The 16,851-nt window shown below is 45.4% G+C and carries 17 protein-coding genes, 1 pseudogene and 1 other annotated feature; of the genes and pseudogenes, 14 read left to right on the top strand and 4 right to left on the bottom strand.

Going from position 1 to position 16,851, the window contains the following annotated elements:
- Nucleotides 1–47 precede the first annotated feature (47 nt).
- The 6 genes and pseudogenes from BR63_RS08670 to BR63_RS08645 all read left to right on the top strand — a co-directional run bounded on the left by BR63_RS08670 (nt 48) and on the right by BR63_RS08645 (nt 6,727).
- The gene (locus BR63_RS08670) at nt 48–818 is read left to right on the top strand and encodes an SDR family NAD(P)-dependent oxidoreductase (protein ID WP_034422513.1); all 771 of its coding nucleotides are present in this window, start codon (nt 48–50) and stop codon (nt 816–818) included.
- Nucleotides 808–1,770, top strand: a pseudogene (locus BR63_RS08665) (zinc-dependent alcohol dehydrogenase); the annotation flags it as partial. The gene BR63_RS08670 and the pseudogene BR63_RS08665, both read left to right, overlap by 11 nt.
- Before the next feature lie 133 nt (nt 1,771–1,903).
- Entirely contained in the window at nt 1,904–2,545 is a 642-nt protein-coding gene (locus BR63_RS08660; RefSeq protein ID WP_034422515.1) for a bifunctional 2-keto-4-hydroxyglutarate aldolase/2-keto-3-deoxy-6-phosphogluconate aldolase, read from the top strand.
- 121 nt (nt 2,546–2,666) lie between these two features.
- A complete protein-coding gene (locus BR63_RS08655) occupies nt 2,667–4,496 on the top strand; it encodes a phosphoenolpyruvate hydrolase family protein (RefSeq protein WP_034422517.1) in 1,830 nt (609 codons plus the stop codon).
- Nucleotides 4,497–4,649: 153 nt separating this feature from the next.
- Nucleotides 4,650–5,867, top strand: coding sequence for a Tm-1-like ATP-binding domain-containing protein (locus BR63_RS08650; protein WP_034422518.1), 1,218 nt, complete (start codon nt 4,650–4,652; stop codon nt 5,865–5,867).
- A 32-nt stretch (nt 5,868–5,899) separates the two neighbouring features.
- The gene (locus tag BR63_RS08645; protein ID WP_034422519.1) at nt 5,900–6,727 is read left to right on the top strand and encodes a phosphoenolpyruvate hydrolase family protein; all 828 of its coding nucleotides are present in this window, start codon (nt 5,900–5,902) and stop codon (nt 6,725–6,727) included.
- A 94-nt stretch (nt 6,728–6,821) separates the two neighbouring features.
- Here BR63_RS08645 and BR63_RS08640 read toward each other — a convergent pair whose 3' ends face one another.
- Nucleotides 6,822–7,451 carry a YkgJ family cysteine cluster protein gene (locus BR63_RS08640; RefSeq protein ID WP_051965769.1) on the bottom strand — a complete coding sequence of 210 codons (630 nt, stop codon included), beginning with the start codon at nt 7,449–7,451 and terminating at the stop codon, nt 6,822–6,824.
- Between the two features lie 265 nt (nt 7,452–7,716).
- On the opposite strand from BR63_RS08640, the gene BR63_RS08635 reads away from it, so the two are divergent.
- The 3 genes from BR63_RS08635 to BR63_RS08625 all read left to right on the top strand — a co-directional run bounded on the left by BR63_RS08635 (nt 7,717) and on the right by BR63_RS08625 (nt 11,339).
- Entirely contained in the window at nt 7,717–7,866 is a 150-nt protein-coding gene (locus BR63_RS08635) for a hypothetical protein (RefSeq protein ID WP_153802088.1), read from the top strand.
- Between the two features lie 165 nt (nt 7,867–8,031).
- A complete protein-coding gene (locus BR63_RS08630; RefSeq protein ID WP_034422520.1) occupies nt 8,032–9,051 on the top strand; it encodes a hypothetical protein in 1,020 nt (339 codons plus the stop codon).
- A gap of 490 nt (nt 9,052–9,541) precedes the next feature.
- Nucleotides 9,542–9,765: a binding site (T-box leader), on the top strand.
- Between the two features lie 341 nt (nt 9,766–10,106).
- Entirely contained in the window at nt 10,107–11,339 is a 1,233-nt protein-coding gene (locus BR63_RS08625; protein ID WP_051965771.1) for an aminotransferase-like domain-containing protein, read from the top strand.
- Nucleotides 11,340–11,379: 40 nt separating this feature from the next.
- Here BR63_RS08625 and BR63_RS08620 read toward each other — a convergent pair whose 3' ends face one another.
- Complete coding sequence (locus BR63_RS08620; RefSeq protein ID WP_051965772.1) at nt 11,380–11,769, bottom strand: DUF4363 family protein; 390 nt, start codon at nt 11,767–11,769, stop codon at nt 11,380–11,382.
- Complete coding sequence (locus BR63_RS08615; RefSeq protein WP_034422528.1) at nt 11,770–12,447, bottom strand: DUF421 domain-containing protein; 678 nt, start codon at nt 12,445–12,447, stop codon at nt 11,770–11,772. It abuts the gene before it with no gap.
- 423 nt (nt 12,448–12,870) lie between these two features.
- Between BR63_RS08615 and BR63_RS08610 the strand changes: the two genes are divergently transcribed.
- A complete protein-coding gene (locus tag BR63_RS08610; RefSeq protein ID WP_338056043.1) occupies nt 12,871–13,230 on the top strand; it encodes a GerW family sporulation protein in 360 nt (119 codons plus the stop codon).
- Nucleotides 13,231–13,471: 241 nt separating this feature from the next.
- On the opposite strand, the gene BR63_RS08605 is transcribed toward BR63_RS08610, so the two are convergent.
- The gene (locus tag BR63_RS08605) at nt 13,472–14,659 is read right to left on the bottom strand and encodes a class I SAM-dependent methyltransferase (RefSeq protein ID WP_187142861.1); all 1,188 of its coding nucleotides are present in this window, start codon (nt 14,657–14,659) and stop codon (nt 13,472–13,474) included.
- 331 nt (nt 14,660–14,990) lie between these two features.
- On the opposite strand from BR63_RS08605, the gene BR63_RS08600 reads away from it, so the two are divergent.
- Genes BR63_RS08600 through BR63_RS08585 form a run of 4 tightly spaced genes read left to right on the top strand, consistent with a single transcriptional unit; the run spans nt 14,991 to nt 16,832 of the window.
- On the top strand, nt 14,991–15,167 hold the full coding sequence (locus BR63_RS08600) for a hypothetical protein (RefSeq protein WP_153802089.1): 177 nt from the start codon (nt 14,991–14,993) through the stop codon (nt 15,165–15,167).
- 3 nt (nt 15,168–15,170) lie between these two features.
- Nucleotides 15,171–15,884 carry a type 1 glutamine amidotransferase gene (locus BR63_RS08595; protein ID WP_034422539.1) on the top strand — a complete coding sequence of 238 codons (714 nt, stop codon included), beginning with the start codon at nt 15,171–15,173 and terminating at the stop codon, nt 15,882–15,884.
- A gap of 2 nt (nt 15,885–15,886) precedes the next feature.
- Nucleotides 15,887–16,315, top strand: a complete 429-nt coding sequence (locus tag BR63_RS08590) for a pyrimidine dimer DNA glycosylase/endonuclease V (protein ID WP_034422540.1) — start codon at nt 15,887–15,889, stop codon at nt 16,313–16,315.
- Nucleotides 16,316–16,331: 16 nt separating this feature from the next.
- Nucleotides 16,332–16,832: a YajQ family cyclic di-GMP-binding protein gene (locus tag BR63_RS08585; protein ID WP_034422542.1), complete on the top strand. Its 501-nt coding sequence runs from the start codon at nt 16,332–16,334 to the stop codon at nt 16,830–16,832.
- Nucleotides 16,833–16,851: the final 19 nt, after the last annotated feature.

The following is a 16,851-nucleotide window of genomic DNA, read 5'->3' as shown; positions in this document are numbered from 1 at the left end:
GTGAGGATGAGAGATATGACCAAAATATAAGGTAAAGGAGTGTGTATATGGGGTTGGAGCTTTTTGATTTAGCTGGTAAAGTAGCGGTGTTTATAGGAGCCAACGGTGGTTTGGGGTCCGCAATGAGTCTAGGCCTGGCCGAAGCAGGAGCCGATGTGATACCCGTGAGCCGAAACGAGGAAAAAAATGAAGAACTGGTAAGAAAAATTGAGATGCTGGGCCGGCGGTCCATGCTGGTCTCTGTTGATGCCACACGCAGGGACCAGTTGGAAAAACTAAGAGAACAGGTTGTTGCTGAATTTGGCAGGGTAGATATCCTGGTAAACGCAGCGGGAACATTAGTAAAAAAACCATTCCTGGAAATTAGTGAAGATGAATGGGACCGTGTGATGGACGTGAATCTTAAGGCCATGTATTTAGCCTGTCAGGTGTTGGGACCGCTTATGGTTGAACAAAGGAGCGGTAAAATCATTAATATCTCTTCCATGGGGGCATTTTTAGGAATAACCCGTTCCAGTGCCTATTGTGCCACGAAAGGGGGAGTAAACCAGTTAACCAAAGTCCTGGCCAGTGAATGGGGACCCTATGGCGTTACTGTCAATGCTATTGCCCCCGGTTTCTTTGTAACCCCTCTGAACGAAAAGGTCTTAACGCAGCCGGAAGTGGAAGCTAAGCTTACCGGCGATACCCCGCTGAAGCGATATGGGAATCCCCGTGATTTGGTGGGCACAACTATTTTCCTTGCTTCGGCTGCTTCTGACTTTGTTACCGGTACAGTCATCCCTGTAGACGGGGGATACCTGGCCTATGCTTTTTAAGGAGGATAAAATGAAAGCTGTACGTTATTGGGGTAAAGAAGAGATACGTTATGAGGATATTGCTAAACCAATGATCTCAGAAGGACAGGCGTTAGTTCGGATCAGTTATGCCGGAATATGTGGGAGTGATATGTATATCTATTCCGGCACTCACCCCCGGGCAAAGGCCCCACTGGTCTTAGGTCATGAGTTTTCTGGCAGAATTGCTGAGCTTCCGGAAGATTACGATGGTGAATTTAAAATAGGAGACCTGGTTGCCGTCAATCCCTTGCTTACGTGTAACCGGTGTGTACCGTGTCTTACCGGCAACAGCCATGTCTGTAAATCCTTAGGCCTGTCAGGAATAGATGCTGATGGAGGGTTTGCAGAATTTGTGAGGGTAAATATATCACAATTAGTTAAGTTACCCTCCCAAATGTCAGATGATTTGGGTGCCCTGGTAGAACCCGTGGCTGTGGCGGTGCATGCCGTCAGGTCCTCTGACCTGCGCCTGGGGGATTCCGTCCTGGTGCTGGGGGGAGGTCCCATTGGCTTCTTGACTGCTTATGCGGCAAAAGCTAATGGCGCAGGACAGGTAATTGTTGTTGAACCCAATGAGTTTCGCCGTAGGATATCCGAAAGTGTGGGCTTTAAGGTATTAGCCAGTGCTGATGATAGAGCAATCAGGCAGATGACTAAGGGAGAAGGCGCGGATATTGTGTTTGAAGCGGTCGGTCTACCTATAACAATTGAGGAGGCCATCAAAAACTGCAGAATACAAGGGCAGGTAGTAGTAGTAGGTGTATTCAAACATCCAGCTTCTGTTGACTTGCAACGTGTGAATTTTGCGGAATTAAGAATTATTGGCACTCGAGTATATCGACAAACAGATTTCGTACATGCCGTAAACCTGATTGCCAAGTACCCGGAAATAGGAAAAGTGATTACCCATAAACTGCCTTTAGACCAGGCCCAGGAGGGAATTAACCTTATGAGGACAGGAGAGGCCAATCTAAAAGTGTTATTGAAGCCCTGATTTCCAGGGGCTTGTAAAGTAGGTTGAACCTTGAATATTCCATAGAAAAGATACGTTAGGAGGATTTCCTATGAAAAAACTTCAGTTATTAAGGAAAATAATCAATAGTGGAATTGTAGCCATCGTTAGAACGGAAACAACTGAAAAGGCTATTAAAACCGTAGAGGCTATTAAAGCTGGCGGGATTTCTGTCATAGAGGTTACAATGACCGTACCTAATGCAATAGATGCTATAAAAAATTTAGTCGATTATTGTGGTAAGGAGGACATTATTTTAGGAGTTGGGTCAGTACTAGACCCTGAAACCGCAAGAATAGCCATCCTGGCAGGAGCAGAATATGTGGTTACCCCTAATGTAAATACCGATGTTATTAAACTCTGTAACCGTTATCAAGTGCCTATAATGCCGGGTGCTATGACAATTAAAGAAATTATTGAGGCAATGGAGGCAGGAGCAGATATTGTTAAAGTATTCCCGGGAGAAATGCTAGGACCTGCATTTATTAAAGCGGTTAGAGGCCCCTTACCACAAGCACCTCTCATGCCAACAGGCGGAGTCTCCCTTGATAATATAAAAAACTGGTTTGATGCAGGAGCGGTAGCGGTAGGAATAGGTGGTTCCTTAACAGAGGGTGCCAAACAAGGCAATTATCAATTAGTAACTGATACTGCCCGAAGATTTGTAGAAAAAATTCAGCTCTTTAGAAGTTAAATTTGGGACGGTTCTTGACTGGAATAGGAATCAGTTAAGAACCGTCCCTGATTTATGAGAAGGAAAAAACATTTAAATACAGAACTTATGAAAAAAATAGTAAAGCTATGGTGGTCCGATAATGTTAACCTACCATAAAATTAAGGAAAATCTACGAGAGACCCTTCAGAAGAAAAAGAATATTGTGGGGGCTGCTGTGGGGTCAGGACTCTCGGCCCGTTTGGCTGTTTCCGGTGGCGCCGATCTACTGTTAGCGCTAAATTCGGGACGTTTTCGCAACGCAGGCAGGAGTTCTATGGCGGGCCTTATGCCTTTTAAGAACTGCAACCAGTGGGTCCTGGAATTTGGCAGCCAAGAAATCATTCCTGTGGTGCAAAATATCCCCATTATCTTTGGCGCCTGCGCCAGTGACCCGACCATTGACTGGGACTATTTTCTTGATCTTCTTCTGCAAAAAGGATTTCACGGCATTAACAATTTCCCCAGTGTCGGTCTTATTGACGGCGTTTTAAGGGAAGCCTTGGAAGAACAGGGCATGGGCTTTGCCAATGAGGTGGAATTAATATCCCGTGCTCATAGAAAGGGACTGTTTACTGTAGCCTTTGTCTTTGATCCCGAACAGGGGGAAGCCATGGCCCGGGTCGGGGCTGATGTTATTTGTGCCCATTTTGGTTTCACGGTGGGAGGCAGTTTAGGGGCCAAGAAGAGTGTGAGTATTGAAAATGCTGCTGCATTGGCCAACAATATTTTCTCCCGGGCAGCGGCCATACGAAAGGATTGTTTCTGGCTTGTCTATGGAGGGCCCGTGATCTATCCGGAGCAAGCGGACTATATTTTTAAGCACACCGGAGCTCAGGGTTATATTGGCGGTTCCAGTATTGAGAGGATTCCCGCCGAAGAGGGAATCAGGGAAATTACGGATCAATTTAAGAATATCGTCCGGCTACAGCAGGAGAATGTACGTCTCAAAGAAGAATTAGAACGCAAAATGGGTTTTGACGAAATCGTGGGTCAGAGCCGGGTTATGCAGGAATTATACAATATTGTCCGTAAAGTTGCGGATGAGAAGATAAACATACTGGTATATGGAGAAAGTGGCACCGGAAAAGAACTGGTTACAAGGGCTATTCATTACAACAGCAAAAGACGTGACGGACCCTTTATAAAAGTTAATTGTGCCGCTCTGCCCGAAAATTTACTGGAGAGTGAACTCTTTGGCCATGAAAAAGGGGCCTTTACGGGAGCTCTACAGCAGAGACTGGGCAGGTTTGAACTGGCCCACAAAGGTACTTTGTTTTTAGATGAAATAGGGGAAATGAGCCTCTTAACACAGGCTAAGCTTCTGAGAGTTATCCAACAGCAGGAATTCGAACGGGTAGGGGGCTCCAAAACCATTCGGGTAGATGCGAGAATAATCTGTGCCACCAACAAAGACCTGTGGCAAATGGTGAAGAAAGGAGAATTTCGCGAGGACCTGTATTACCGGCTCAACGTAGTCTCAATCTATACGCCTCCTTTAAGACAGCATAAAGAAGATATTCCCCTCCTTGTTAATCATTTTTTGGCCAAGACAAACGACAAATTTAACCGCCAGATTGCGCGAATCACCCCGGAGGCTTTGGAGTGTCTCCTCAACTATGAGTGGCCGGGGAACGTAAGGGAACTACAAAACGTCATAGAGAGGGCAGTAATTCTCTGTGAGGGTAAAATGATAACCCTGGCGGACCTGCCCCAGCACCTGAGGCAGCATACCGTAGAAGAGAAAAAGCTAAGGGAAAACGTTAGTCTTATACAATATGCCAGCACTATCTCGGCGGACATGGAGAAAAAGGCCATTCTAGAAGCCCTGGAGAAGTTTCACTGGCACAGGACGAATACAGCTAATTACCTGGGTATCAGCAGGCGGACCTTATTAAATAAGATAAACAAATATGGCCTGGGGCGGCATTAAATCACTGGGAAAAATCTTGCCCGGTGATTTACCTTTTTGGGAAAAGTAATTCCCAAAGAATACTGAAAAGTCGTGAAAGTTCATGGGCATGGTTCTTGCTATATAAAGGGGCAACAGGAAAACCTAAAAAAATAAATAAAGGAGGAAGGGGCCATGGAGGAAAGAGTGGTTGTGCTGGGAACGTTAGACACCAAGGGACAGGAATTCAAGTTCATCAAAGACGTTATCGAGTCGGCGGGAATAGGCACCTTAGTCATCGATGCGGGTGTAAAAGGAACTCCTTATTTCCAGCCTGATGTTACACGGGAGGAAGTGGCTCAGGCAGGAGGGTCCAGTTTAACTGAACTATTGGCCAAGGACGACCGGGGTGAAGCTGTTACCACTATGATGAAGGGCGCTACAGAAATTGTGAAAAAACTCTATGCTGAAGGAAAGGTGGCCGGGATTATTGGTATGGGGGGTACTGCCGGAACCACCATCGGTTCATCGGCGATGCGGGCCTTACCGGTGGGCGTGCCCAAAGTATTGGTTTCTACGGTAGCTTCCGGCGATACCCGTCCTTATGTGGGTGTCAAAGATATCACCATGATGTATTCCGTAGTGGATATCTCCGGTCTCAACAGCCTAGCCCGCAAAATCCTGGCCAATGCAGCCTTTGCTGTGGCCGGGATGGCCAAGGGCCGGGTGGAGGTACCGGAAGATGAAAAACCCTTGATTGGCGCTACCATGTTCGGTGTCACAACCCCCTGTGTGACTAAAGCCAGAGAATACCTGGAGGAAAAGGGTTATGAAGTTTTGGTTTTTCATGCTACCGGGACAGGGGGACAGGCCATGGAAAGCCTGGTTGAAGCGGGATTTATCAAAGGGGTTTTAGATATCACCACCACCGAATGGTGTGATGAGCTGGTAGGCGGTGTGTTAAGTGCGGGACCCCATCGCCTGGAGGCTGCCGGTAAGATGGGAATACCCCAGGTTGTTTCTACAGGGGCTTTGGATATGGTCAATTTTGGGCCCCTGGATACTGTCCCGGAGAAATTCAAAGGGAGAAATTTATATAAACACAATCCCACAGTGACCTTAATGAGGACTCTGCCGGAGGAGTGCAAACGGTTGGGAGAAATCATTGCCGAAAAATTAAATATGGCCCAGGGGCCTACCAAGGTGGTCCTTCCCCTCAAGGGGGTCTCTTTAATTGCTATAGAAGGTAAGCCTTTCTATGATCCTGATGCCGATAAAGCTTTGTTCGAGGCCATTAGAGTAAATCTTGATCCACGCATTGAACTAGTGGAGATGGATACGGACATTAACGATCCTGAATTTGCCCTCTACTTAGCCAGGTCCTTAGATGAGATGATGCAAGCTCAAAAATAAATCTATTGCTGCGAGAGGAGATTGCTATGAGAATGAGCAGAAAAGAGATATTAGCCAGGTTACGAGAGCAGGTTGCTCAGGGTAAGCCCCTGATAGGGGCAGGGGCAGGAACGGGTATTTCCGCTAAGAGTGCTGAAGCCGGCGGCGTCGACTTAATCATCGTTTACAACTCGGGCCGTTATAGAATGGCAGGCAGGGGTTCTCTGGCCGGTTTAATGCCCTATGGCGATGCCAATGCCATTGTTATGGAAATGGCCAGTGAAGTCTTACCCGTTGTGAAACATACCCCCGTACTGGCCGGGGTGTGCGGGACAGACCCCTTCAGGATTATGGATGTGTTTTTAAAGCAACTTAAAGATATGGGCTTTTCCGGGGTACAGAACTTCCCCACCGTAGGTTTGTGTGACGGTGTCTTCCGGCAGAACTTGGAAGAGACGGGAATGGGCTATGACCTGGAAGTGGAGATGATTAGAAGAGCCCATGAACTGGATTTATTAACCACCCCCTACGTCTTTAACATTGCAGAGGCGGAAAAAATGACGCAGGCGGGGGCAGATATACTCGTTGCCCATATGGGACTGACCACGAAAGGAACCATCGGGGCCAGGACGGCCTTAACTTTAGATGAATGTGTGGAGCGAATTCAGGCTATCCATGATGCGGCTGTGGCAATCAATCCCGGTATCATGGTGATCTGTCATGGCGGGCCTATTTCTGAACCGGAAGATGCGGCCTATGTCTTGGCAAAAACACAAGGTGTGGTAGGATTCTATGGGGCCTCCAGTATTGAAAGACTACCTACCGAAAAAGCTATAGCTGCACAGGTTAAAGAATTTAAGAATATTAAAACGAAGACCTGAAGTACTGGCGGGACTTTGGGCGGCTTAAGTGCGACACTGGGTGCGACACTGGGGACGGTTCTTAATTGTCGCAAGGGGTCATATGGGTGGTGTCTTACCGGAATAAGGTTGTATGTCGACTTATTAAAGTGAGGCGATACCCTACCACTTCCAAAGCTAAACGAAAAGCCTCATTGATGGGATACAGTGTTTGCCCGAAGAAAGGGTTAAGGAAGGAGACCCTTTCTGCAAAGTGTGAATTAATAGGGACTTTTAACCCTCCATCAATTAGACATTGAATTTTTGCTTCTAAATCAGGATTTAATTGTTTTACCTTTTTGCACAAAGCAACAACCGGTTTACCCTGTTTGTCCGTAACGGCCGAAAAGCCAAAGAGCCGGCAGAGGAGGGGACGCCAGGTGTACTTACTACAGCCACCCTCACTTTTTATGGAGGGATTAGGGATATATAAGACACAGGGATCTTCGGGCCGGGTTTCACTTAATTTTTGCAGCCAGTATTCTTCTTGACCGCTTTGCCAAATATGGATACTAAGGGGGAGCATTTCCAATACAGAAGCTTCAATATTATGGGCAGGAGTATGACAGCATTTTCTACAACCTTTAAGACAGTCAAGCTGTGTTTTTGCTTTAAAATTAGTAATCAGTGAATCAAGCTCGTTATAGGTAGTCAAAAGCTCTTGCAGACCTTGAAAGGATGAAAATAGTTTCTCAACTTCTCTCATCCCTGATTCCTCTCCTCAAGTAAATGTTGTAGTAATGTATTATACACTTTAGAGAGGGATTAAAAAATACCTTCATAATAATTTGAAGACTCTAAACGAATGGGGTGGGAAGGCGTATGGATAGGTTTATTATGACAATGAGACCAAGTTAGGGGATATAAAATTCAGCTAAGCACAGCGCGTAGGTTGTCACATCAAAAGATGCCACTTCATAGTATGTAGCAGGTAGGGCAACATCCTATGAATCTACGAGGAGGTATGATTAATGCCACAAGTTGAAAGTGGTTATCCTTATGGTTACAATGGTTTTTACAATTATTTTGGGCGTTCCGGCTTTGGAATTTTCTTCTTAGTTATCCTCATTCTCTTATTGTTCCCCGGTTTCTGGGGAGGATATGGATACTATAATCCTTAATAGGCCATTTTCCTAGTCTTATCTTAAAGCCCTTTACGAGGGGCTTTAAATTTTTGTGTTTTTAAATATGGCATAATGCAAAATATTTAAGTTGGATGTATAAATAGTCTACATTTACTCATAATATACTTGAAATCTACCAAATAAAGACAGGAGGTTACAAGTATGTTTCATCAAATTAACCAAGCGCAGCGGACTCTAAATTCAATTAGTCAGATGGTTTATCAAATGAGACAGTCGGAAGAAAATAATCGGCAGATCCTAAGTCAGTTGGAGCAAAAGGAGGCAAGAGCCGCCCAGCAGCTCCGGCAGGTCCAGCAAATGTGTGATGAATGCAACCGCTTACTGCAGAACGTTAGTGGTAATGTACAGCAAGGAGTCCAGACTCAATATCAAAGATACCAGCCCGGTTTCACCGGTGGCACAGGCTACAGCATGGGATTTGAAGCAGGAACTTCCTTTGCAGGCGGCAGGGACTTTGGACCTACCATGAATATGGCCCAAGGGACTCTGAGTACCGAATCTCCTCTAATCGACCGGACCACCATGGGAGCAGAAACTTACCAGAATTCTCTCCGTCAATTTGGCGGTACAAATCAAGCCGGTTTTGGCGGTATTTCCGGCGGTATGAATGTAGGGGGGGGACAGAATTTTGCAGGTACAACCCTCAGCACCCAGTCACCCTTAATTGATCCCACAACTTCCAATCCCAGTACTTATCAAAATACTGTACAACAGTTTTCCGGCCAGACTCAGGGGATTGTTGGAGGTTATGCCAGCACCCCTAACATAGGTTCTGCGCAGAATCTCGCTCAGGGGACATTAAGAACAGAATCTCCTTTAATTGACCCTGCTACTATGAATCTCAGTACTTATGAGAGTTCCCTCCGGCAGTTTGGCGGCGGAGCTGCAGGTGCTACCGGACAAACCTCCGGTTTTACCAGTGGGGCTATGAGTGGTACTATGGGTGCTACAATGGGCGGCACCATGGGTGGAACTACTACCGGTGGAATTAGCATGAGCACTCCCAGTCTTCCTACCAATGAAACCTTTGCCAGTGTTGCTACAATGGGTCCCGATACTTATCAGGCTTCTGCACAACGGCTAGGCGGCTCAGCCCCGGATTTAAGAAGCATCGGGCAACAAGCGGGAATCAGCGGTACCGCCCGTGGATATAACCAGTAAAGTTTAGCAAAACATCACCAATTAAGCCTTTGGCCTCTGAGCCAAGGGCTTAATTGTGTGCGACAGGCAGTTGCATCGGCCTGAAGAACTCGGGCAATCAGTGTATTAAGGATGGCGGATACGTTACCGTGGTAGAAATGAGCCGAGAAAGACTAAATGGAATAATGAGTTTTTCGCAAAGATAGGTCTAATTCAGCGTGGTGGTTTTATTACAGCAAACAGTTTGGATATACCATCGAGCAATACATTGAACGGTGGAAAACAAAGGCTGATAAGGCACAGAAACGGAAAGTGCAGACCAGTAAAGAAAAAGGCCAGGAGTATTATACTCCTGACCGGGTCCGTAAAATAAATTATGCTTGGCGCATTGCCATATAAACTTGATAAAAACTTCAAATTTCCCAAAAGAAATTCCCATAAAGAAATTCCCGTAAAGTATTGACAAAAATCCTTTTGTAGCATAAATTATTAATAACCATACATCTATATAACAGAAGCGAAGATGGGAAGAGTAATCATGCAGGTCTAGAAGAGAGCTGCCGGTTGGTGCAAGGCAGTTAGCCTCCATGGTGAAAGCCATCCCGGAGCTGCAGCCGAAAGGACTGCCGGAGGCTTCTCCGTTAACAAAGAAAGTGTCAGTCGACACTTACTGAGGTCTTAACCGTGAGGTTAAAACGAAACTGGGTGGTAACGCGAGTTGCTCTCGCCCCTGATAGGGGCGGGAGTTTTTTGTTTATCAAAACATTACAATTACACATTTCTAAAGTCGAAGAACAGGAAGAACTGGCTGGAGAATAGCAGAGAGGGAATGATTTTGGTGTGACATTCCTTATTTGAAAGCGGGGGCCGCCTGGGAGCTGCAGGGTGGAAGTCATTATACCCTGCCGGTTCTGGCCGTTATACCAGGAGTCTACAATGTAGACCTGAGATATTGCTTTACCTTAGTGCGAAGCAGTAAGCAGAGTGGTACCGCGGGAAAACTCGCCTCTGAGCAAAGAGGCGGGTTTTATTTTTTAGAACAAAGCTGATTAGATTAATAAAAGGAGTGGTTAATTATGTTTAAAATTCAGGGATTTTTCGCGGAGCGAGCCAAACATCACAACGCCTCTGATATCAAGGAAGCCTTCCACCTGGCGGAAAAGCCCAGTGTGATTTCTTTTGCCGGGGGGTTCCCCGGTCCCCATACTTTTCCCCGGGAAATAGTAAAGAAGCTTTTAGAAAAAGTAGTTAGCGAAAGAGGGGAAAGTTCTTTACAATATGCTCCTACGGAGGGAGTAAGCGAGTTGAGAAAACTCCTTGCCCGGGAAATGACGCGGGAAGGAGTGGCTGCAGATGCTTCTGATATCCTGATTACCAGTGGTTCCCAGCAAGGGTTGGATTTGTTATGTAAAGCCTTTATTGATCCTGGGGACGTAGTGCTCGTAGAGATACCCAGCTACATGGGCGCTCTGGGAGCTATGGATAATTATGAGGCGGATAAAGTCGGTATACCTTTAGACGGGGAAGGCATCTGTGTTGACCTGCTGGAAACAACGCTGCAAAGACTCCAGCGGGAAGGACGAAAACCCAAACTCCTTTATCTTGTTACTAATTTTTCTAATCCGGCGGGAGTGACCCTCTCCTGGGAGAGAAGGAAGAAAGTCATAGAGCTGGCCCAAAAATATGATTTTTTAATCCTGGAGGATAATCCCTACGGGGCTATTAACTTTTTGGAAAAAATCCCGCCTCATATTAAAACTCTGGACCAGGAAGGTCGGGTTATCTATTTGGGCTCCTTTTCCAAATCTTTTATGCCGGGAATTAAAATTGGCTGGTTATGTGCCCATAGTGCCATCATCGATAAATTAACCATGGTGAAACAGGGTACAGATTTGTGTACAAATTCCCTCGGACAGTATTTGGCCCTGTATTTTATGAAAGAAGGCTATTTACAGGAACATATCGGTTGTCTGACTGACATCTACCGGAAAAAGCGTGATACAATGCTTCAAGCCATGCACAGGTATTTCCCGGCAGAGGTTTCTTGGACAGAGCCTCGGGGTGGTTTCTTCACCTTTGTCACTTTACCGGCAGGTATAAACGCCAAAACCATGCTGACTAAGGCCATCCAATTTGATGTGGCCTATGTGCCGGGGAATTGCTTCTTTGTTAACGGCCAAGGGCACAATACTTTGCGCCTGGCTTACAGCCAGGTAGAGCTGGAGAAAATCGAAGAGGGAATACAACGCTTGGCCAGGGTTATCAGCGAAGAAATGAAAGGATTGCAAAAAGAATCCTTTTGTGCCTAGTAATATAAACCCCTCACCTTTATTTGGTGAGGGGTTGCTGTTAGAAAATGTTTTGCAGGTTAACTGCTTCTTTACTAGGGATATGTCTGATGTAGCGAATGAGAACGTTAAGTTCAGCCAGGGCTTCCGTTTTATCTTCGTTTTCTAAATAGCCCTTAAGCTTGGACATGCTTTCCTCAATCCGGTCCATCTCCTGGTGATGGATGATCATAGGCCAGTATTTGTTGATTTTATGCCAGTTTTTTTCGCTTTGTGCAAATGAGTCTTTAGCTTTTTCCCATTGTTCCTGTTTTACGGGGTTTATGATATCCTGAGCTAGATTAAGAAAACTGTTGGCGCTTTCTTCCAAAAAGAGATAGACACCCCAGCCGAAGGCTAAAAGGAAGACGAGCAGGCTAAAGAGGGCAATGGGTACGGCGTATTTTTTCATTTACAACCCTTCTTTCTTCTGCCAAAAAATTTTTTGTGTGTTATCAATGCTGGCATAGAGAATATGTTTAACGTTTTCAACTCCCTCATCCTTAAAGTACTGCCTCAGTTTATCTTCGGTGAATCCCGCAGTTCTTAAGTTATGATGAATAATGTCTCCATCAATAATCAGGGAGACAGGCAGACCGGGATCCGGGGCATTGATGCCCAGGTCGCTGGTAAGCACAGGACGGTGTTTACCCTTGGGAATAACGCTCATTTTACCATTGGTTTCTAAAATGGCGTAGTCCACTTCAGAAATGTTGGGGAAATTCTTAACCCGGAGTTCCTCTAAAAGGTCATTTATATTCATACGTAAACGCCTTAATTCATCCTCTACGATTCTACCCTTCTCAATGAGGATACTGGGTCTTCCGCACACAATGGCTCTGGCTTTTTCGCTCTTTAATGTCCAGTAGGATACAGTAACCTGGGCTAAGAGCAGGGTAAGGATGGGAATAATCCCGTTGATAAGTGGTATTTCTGTATCAGTGATAGGAATAGCTGCCATTTCCGAGATCATCAGAGCTACTACCAGTTCATAAGGTTGCAATTCGCCTATCTGGTGCTTACCCATAATACGCATGATAATAACTACCATGAAATAAAGAATAAGTGTGCGAAAAAAGGTGATTAACATAGGGCCTCCAGTAATCAATTTATGAATTGTTTTTTTATAGCTTGCACCAAATCCGCACCTGCCTATGCAGAAAAAAGGAGAAGGTATAATAGATAATGTTGGTATAGTGAAAAGATAAACTAAGAAAGACGCGAAATCTAAAAAAAAAAGAATACCGGTACCGGCAGCAGCCTTTCCTGGCTGGACTGGGAGCTTTTAAACAGGTGAATAGTCTTCTTTAAACAAATCTTACTGTTAAAATGATAGGTAGAATTGTCCCCCCTTGTCCTATCTGGTATACAGTAAAGTTTTTCTTTTCTCCGGAGAAGGCTCCTGTACGGAAATATCTGTGGGAAAAGAGGAAGTCAAGAAAAAGTCAAAAAAATGCAACCCACAGCCGATCTGTGGTGTATAGTATAGTGAACAAAAAGAGGAGGAATGAACATGAACGAAAACCTGAACACCCTTTTTGAACGCCTGGAAAAGTTTTTCCGCACAGAAACAGTAGTAGGTAATCCTATGAAGATCGGCGAGGTTACCTTAGTACCTATCATCGATATTGGTTTTGGTTTGGGTACAGGCGGTGGTTACGGCAAGGATGAAAAAAGTAGTGATGGTCAAGGGATGGGAGCCGGTGTAGGGGCCGAAATTACGCCCAACAGCATCCTTATTATCAAAGGCGAGGAAGTTTCCTTGCTTCCCTTGAAAAACAAAAGTTCCCTGGAAAAGATCATGGAGATGATTCCCGACATCGTCAGTAAAGTAAAGGGTGAAAAAGAAGAGAAAAACTCCTGCTGCGAGTGAGAGAAAAAGCATTTAACAATGCTTAACTAAGGAAGATGTTTTGATACTCATCGACGGAAAGTAACACATTAAGGAGTAATATGCTTTTCTGTTCGTAATAAGCGACGCCCCTCCCTGGATGGGAAGGGCGTTTTTTGTATGCTTAAGATAGTATAATCTTATATACATAAACCCAATAAGGTATTAAAAAATAGTCGGAAGTCGGAATTCGGAAAACGGGAGTCGAGGCCCGCAGCGGCTATTATACTACTTCCAGGATGAAACACTTCAAATAGTAGGACTCCGGATAACCCATGAGCATGGGGTGGTCTTTGGCCTGCCTGCGCAGTTCGATAATCCTTACCCTTCGTTTGGCGTCACGGGCGGCGTCAGCGATGGTTTCCAGATATAAGTCCTCTGACATGTAATAGGAACAGGAATTAGTGATGAGGATGCCGCCAGGGGGGAGGAGTTTCATGGCCCGTAAGTTTATCTCTTTGTAGCCGCGAATAGCGCCCTTAACGGCGGCTTTACTTTTCGTAAAGGCAGGAGGGTCCAGGATGACCACATCATATTTCTCTTTAGCCTCGGTCAGTGTACGCAGTTCGTCAAAGACATTGGCTTCCTTAAAGGTGATGTTGGTAAAATTGTTAAGAGCGGCATTCTTTTGGGCCATGGCAATGGCTTCCGGGGAAATATCAAGACCCTGGACCTCACGGGCCCCGTAGTAAGCGGCATGCAGGGCGAAGGAGCCGGTATGGCAGAAACAATCAAGCACCCGGGCATTTTGTACGTAGGGCTTGATAGCCCGGCGGTTTTCCTTCTGGTCCAGGAAGTATCCGGTTTTTTGTCCATTTTCAATGTCCACATAAACCTTGAGCCCGTTTTCCTCAATGGTAACCAGGGGTTGACACCGGCCAAAGAGGCAGCCTTTGTATTCTTCCAGCCCCTCAATGCTCCGTACCTGCTGGTCGTTACGGGCGTAAATTCCTACTGGTTTAATGAGGGAAGCCAGTTCATCCACAATAACATCCTGCCACTGGGCTATTCCTAAGGCCAGGGTTTGGAGTACTAAATGGTCGCCGAACTTGTCCACGATTAAGCCGGGCAGAAAGTCTGCCTCACCGAAAATAACCCGGCAGGCGTTAGGTTCAGGTGCTTGAAAAACTCGTTGGCGGAAAAACCAGGCTTTTCTGATTCGTTCCCTGATGGTTTTTTCCGTAATAGCCTCTTCTCTATCCTGAGTTAAGATGCGTACTGTCAGCATGGAACGGGGATTGATAAAGCCACGGCCCAGAAAACGCTGGCGGAAATCAAGGACATCAACGATTTCACCCCCGGTTACTTCCCCTTCAATTTTCGCTATCTCCGTCTTATAGACCCAGGGATGTCCCATTTCAATGCGTTTTTGACGACCTTCTATTACATGTACTACAGCCAAAGCTTCCATCTCCTTTATGTCTAGTCCCGGAAATAACCTTTCTCTGACCGGGATTCCTTATTCTTTAGTACTATCATAAAATAGTATAGACGAAATGGTCGGATTAAACCACATATCCTGAAAAATAACCTGCAGGATTAAAGATGATTTAACGAGAATAGCCTTATAAGGGAAAGTGTTTTACCAGACCTGAGGAAATTCTTTTCTGGGTATATTATTAACGAAGTAAATTCTAAGAAAAGAAGTTTTTGAATATTCCCTGCATAGATTTAGGATATAATCAAGACAGAAAAGGATAAACCCCATGAATTCATAAAATATACCATTTGTCGGGGGACTGGTGTCCCCGGAACAGGGTATCTTCCCCAGGTATGGGGGTGGAATCTATCGTGATTTTTCCCCTGTTTTGGTCGTTAACCGGGGCCTGGGTAACAGTATTATTACCCAGCGTCTTTTTAACCGGCCCGAAGTGGTACTGATTACGCTGCGGAAAGAGAAAACCGAGTTAGGAGGATAAAAGGTGAGAATTCATTATTTAGAGCATGTTCCTTTTGAGAAACTGGGGAACATAGAGAAGTGGGCGGGCCAAAAAAAATATTCCGTTACGAAAACTGCTTTGTATCTTGACGATGGACTCCCTCCTGTGGAGGCCTTTGATTGGCTAATCGTCATGGGAGGACCTATGAATATTTATGAGGAAGGGAAATATCCCTGGCTGGCGCGGGAAAAAAAGTTTATTGCTGAGGCCATAGCTGAAGGGAAAGTCGTCTTGGGAATTTGCCTGGGGGCCCAGCTTATTGCCGATGTACTGGGGAGCGGGGTTTATAAAAATGAGTTCAAGGAAATTGGCTGGTTTCCTATTCAGCTCACGGAGAAAGCAGGTTCAATCCCTCTCTTAAAGGGGTTGCCCCCGGTTTTTAAGGCTTTCCACTGGCACGGGGATACCTTTTCCCTGCCGGAAGGCTGTACAAATATAGCAGAGAGTGCCGGGTGTAAAAACCAGGGTTTTATCTATAAGGACAGGGTGATAGGGCTCCAGTTTCACCTGGAATCTACTCTCCAGGGAATACAAGATTTGATTGCTAACTGCGGTGAGGAACTAGTAGAGGGAAGGTTCATCCAACAAGCAGGGGAGATACTATCTCAAGTCCATTACCTGGACGAAATGGAAACCATCCTATACAGGTTACTGGATAATATCAATGAATCTTACCAAGAGAAACAGGGGAGATAACCATGCGTTTATGGTCCCTTCATCCCCGCTACTTGGACTGCAAAGGGCTTGTGGCCCTCTGGCGGGAGGCATTGCTGGTTCAAAAAGTGCTGGCGGGGGAAACCAGGGGTTATAAGCATCACCCCCAACTGGTAAGATTTAAGGAGCAGGAGGACATGCTGGCAGCCATCGGGTGGTATTTATTTCATGTCTGGGAAGAAGGAGAGGCACGGGGTTATCATTTTAACCGGGATAAGATACTGAAATCCGGAAAAAAAACCTTAATTCCGCTGAAACAGGGACAGCTGGAATTTGAAATCGCCCATCTCCGGGAAAAATTAATGATGAGAGACCTTGAAAAATATCACCAATTGGTCAATGTTTCGGAGATAGTGCCCCATCCTCTGTTCTATATAGTCCCCGGTGGAAAAGAAACCTGGGAAAAGATTTAATTTAGGAGGTTTATCAATGGCCAAAGAAAACAGTTTTGATATCGTCTCTGAAGTGGATTTGCAGGAAGTGGACAATGCGGTGAATCAGACCATAAAGGAAATCAGCCAGCGCTTTGATTTCAAAGGGAGCAAGGCAGACGTAGAGTTAAGTAAGGAAGATGAAATCAAGGTCGTCGCCGATGATGAATACAAATTGAAAAGTGTCATCGACATCCTGCAAAGTAAAATGGTAAGGCGGGGGGTATCCCTGAAATTCCTGGAATACGGCAAGATAGAGCCGGCCGCCGGAGGGACAGTTCGGCAAATTATTACCATTAAGAAAGGGATATCCAAAGAGAAGGGCAAAGAGATTGTCAATGTTATTAAAAACATGAAGCTGAAGGTGCAGGCCCAAATCCAGGAAGACCAGGTTCGGGTCTCCGGTAAAGAGCGGGATGACCTGCAAAAAGTGATCCAACACTTAAAACAGCAGGATTTTGGTATTGAACTGCAGTTTACCAACTACCGTACCTTTTAAATTATAAATTTTGTAGCGT

This window comes from Thermanaerosceptrum fracticalcis, from assembly GCF_000746025.2.
Classification (GTDB): Bacteria; Bacillota; Peptococcia; order DRI-13; family DRI-13; genus Thermanaerosceptrum; species Thermanaerosceptrum fracticalcis.
This window is presented reverse-complemented; position numbering and strand designations above follow the sequence as displayed.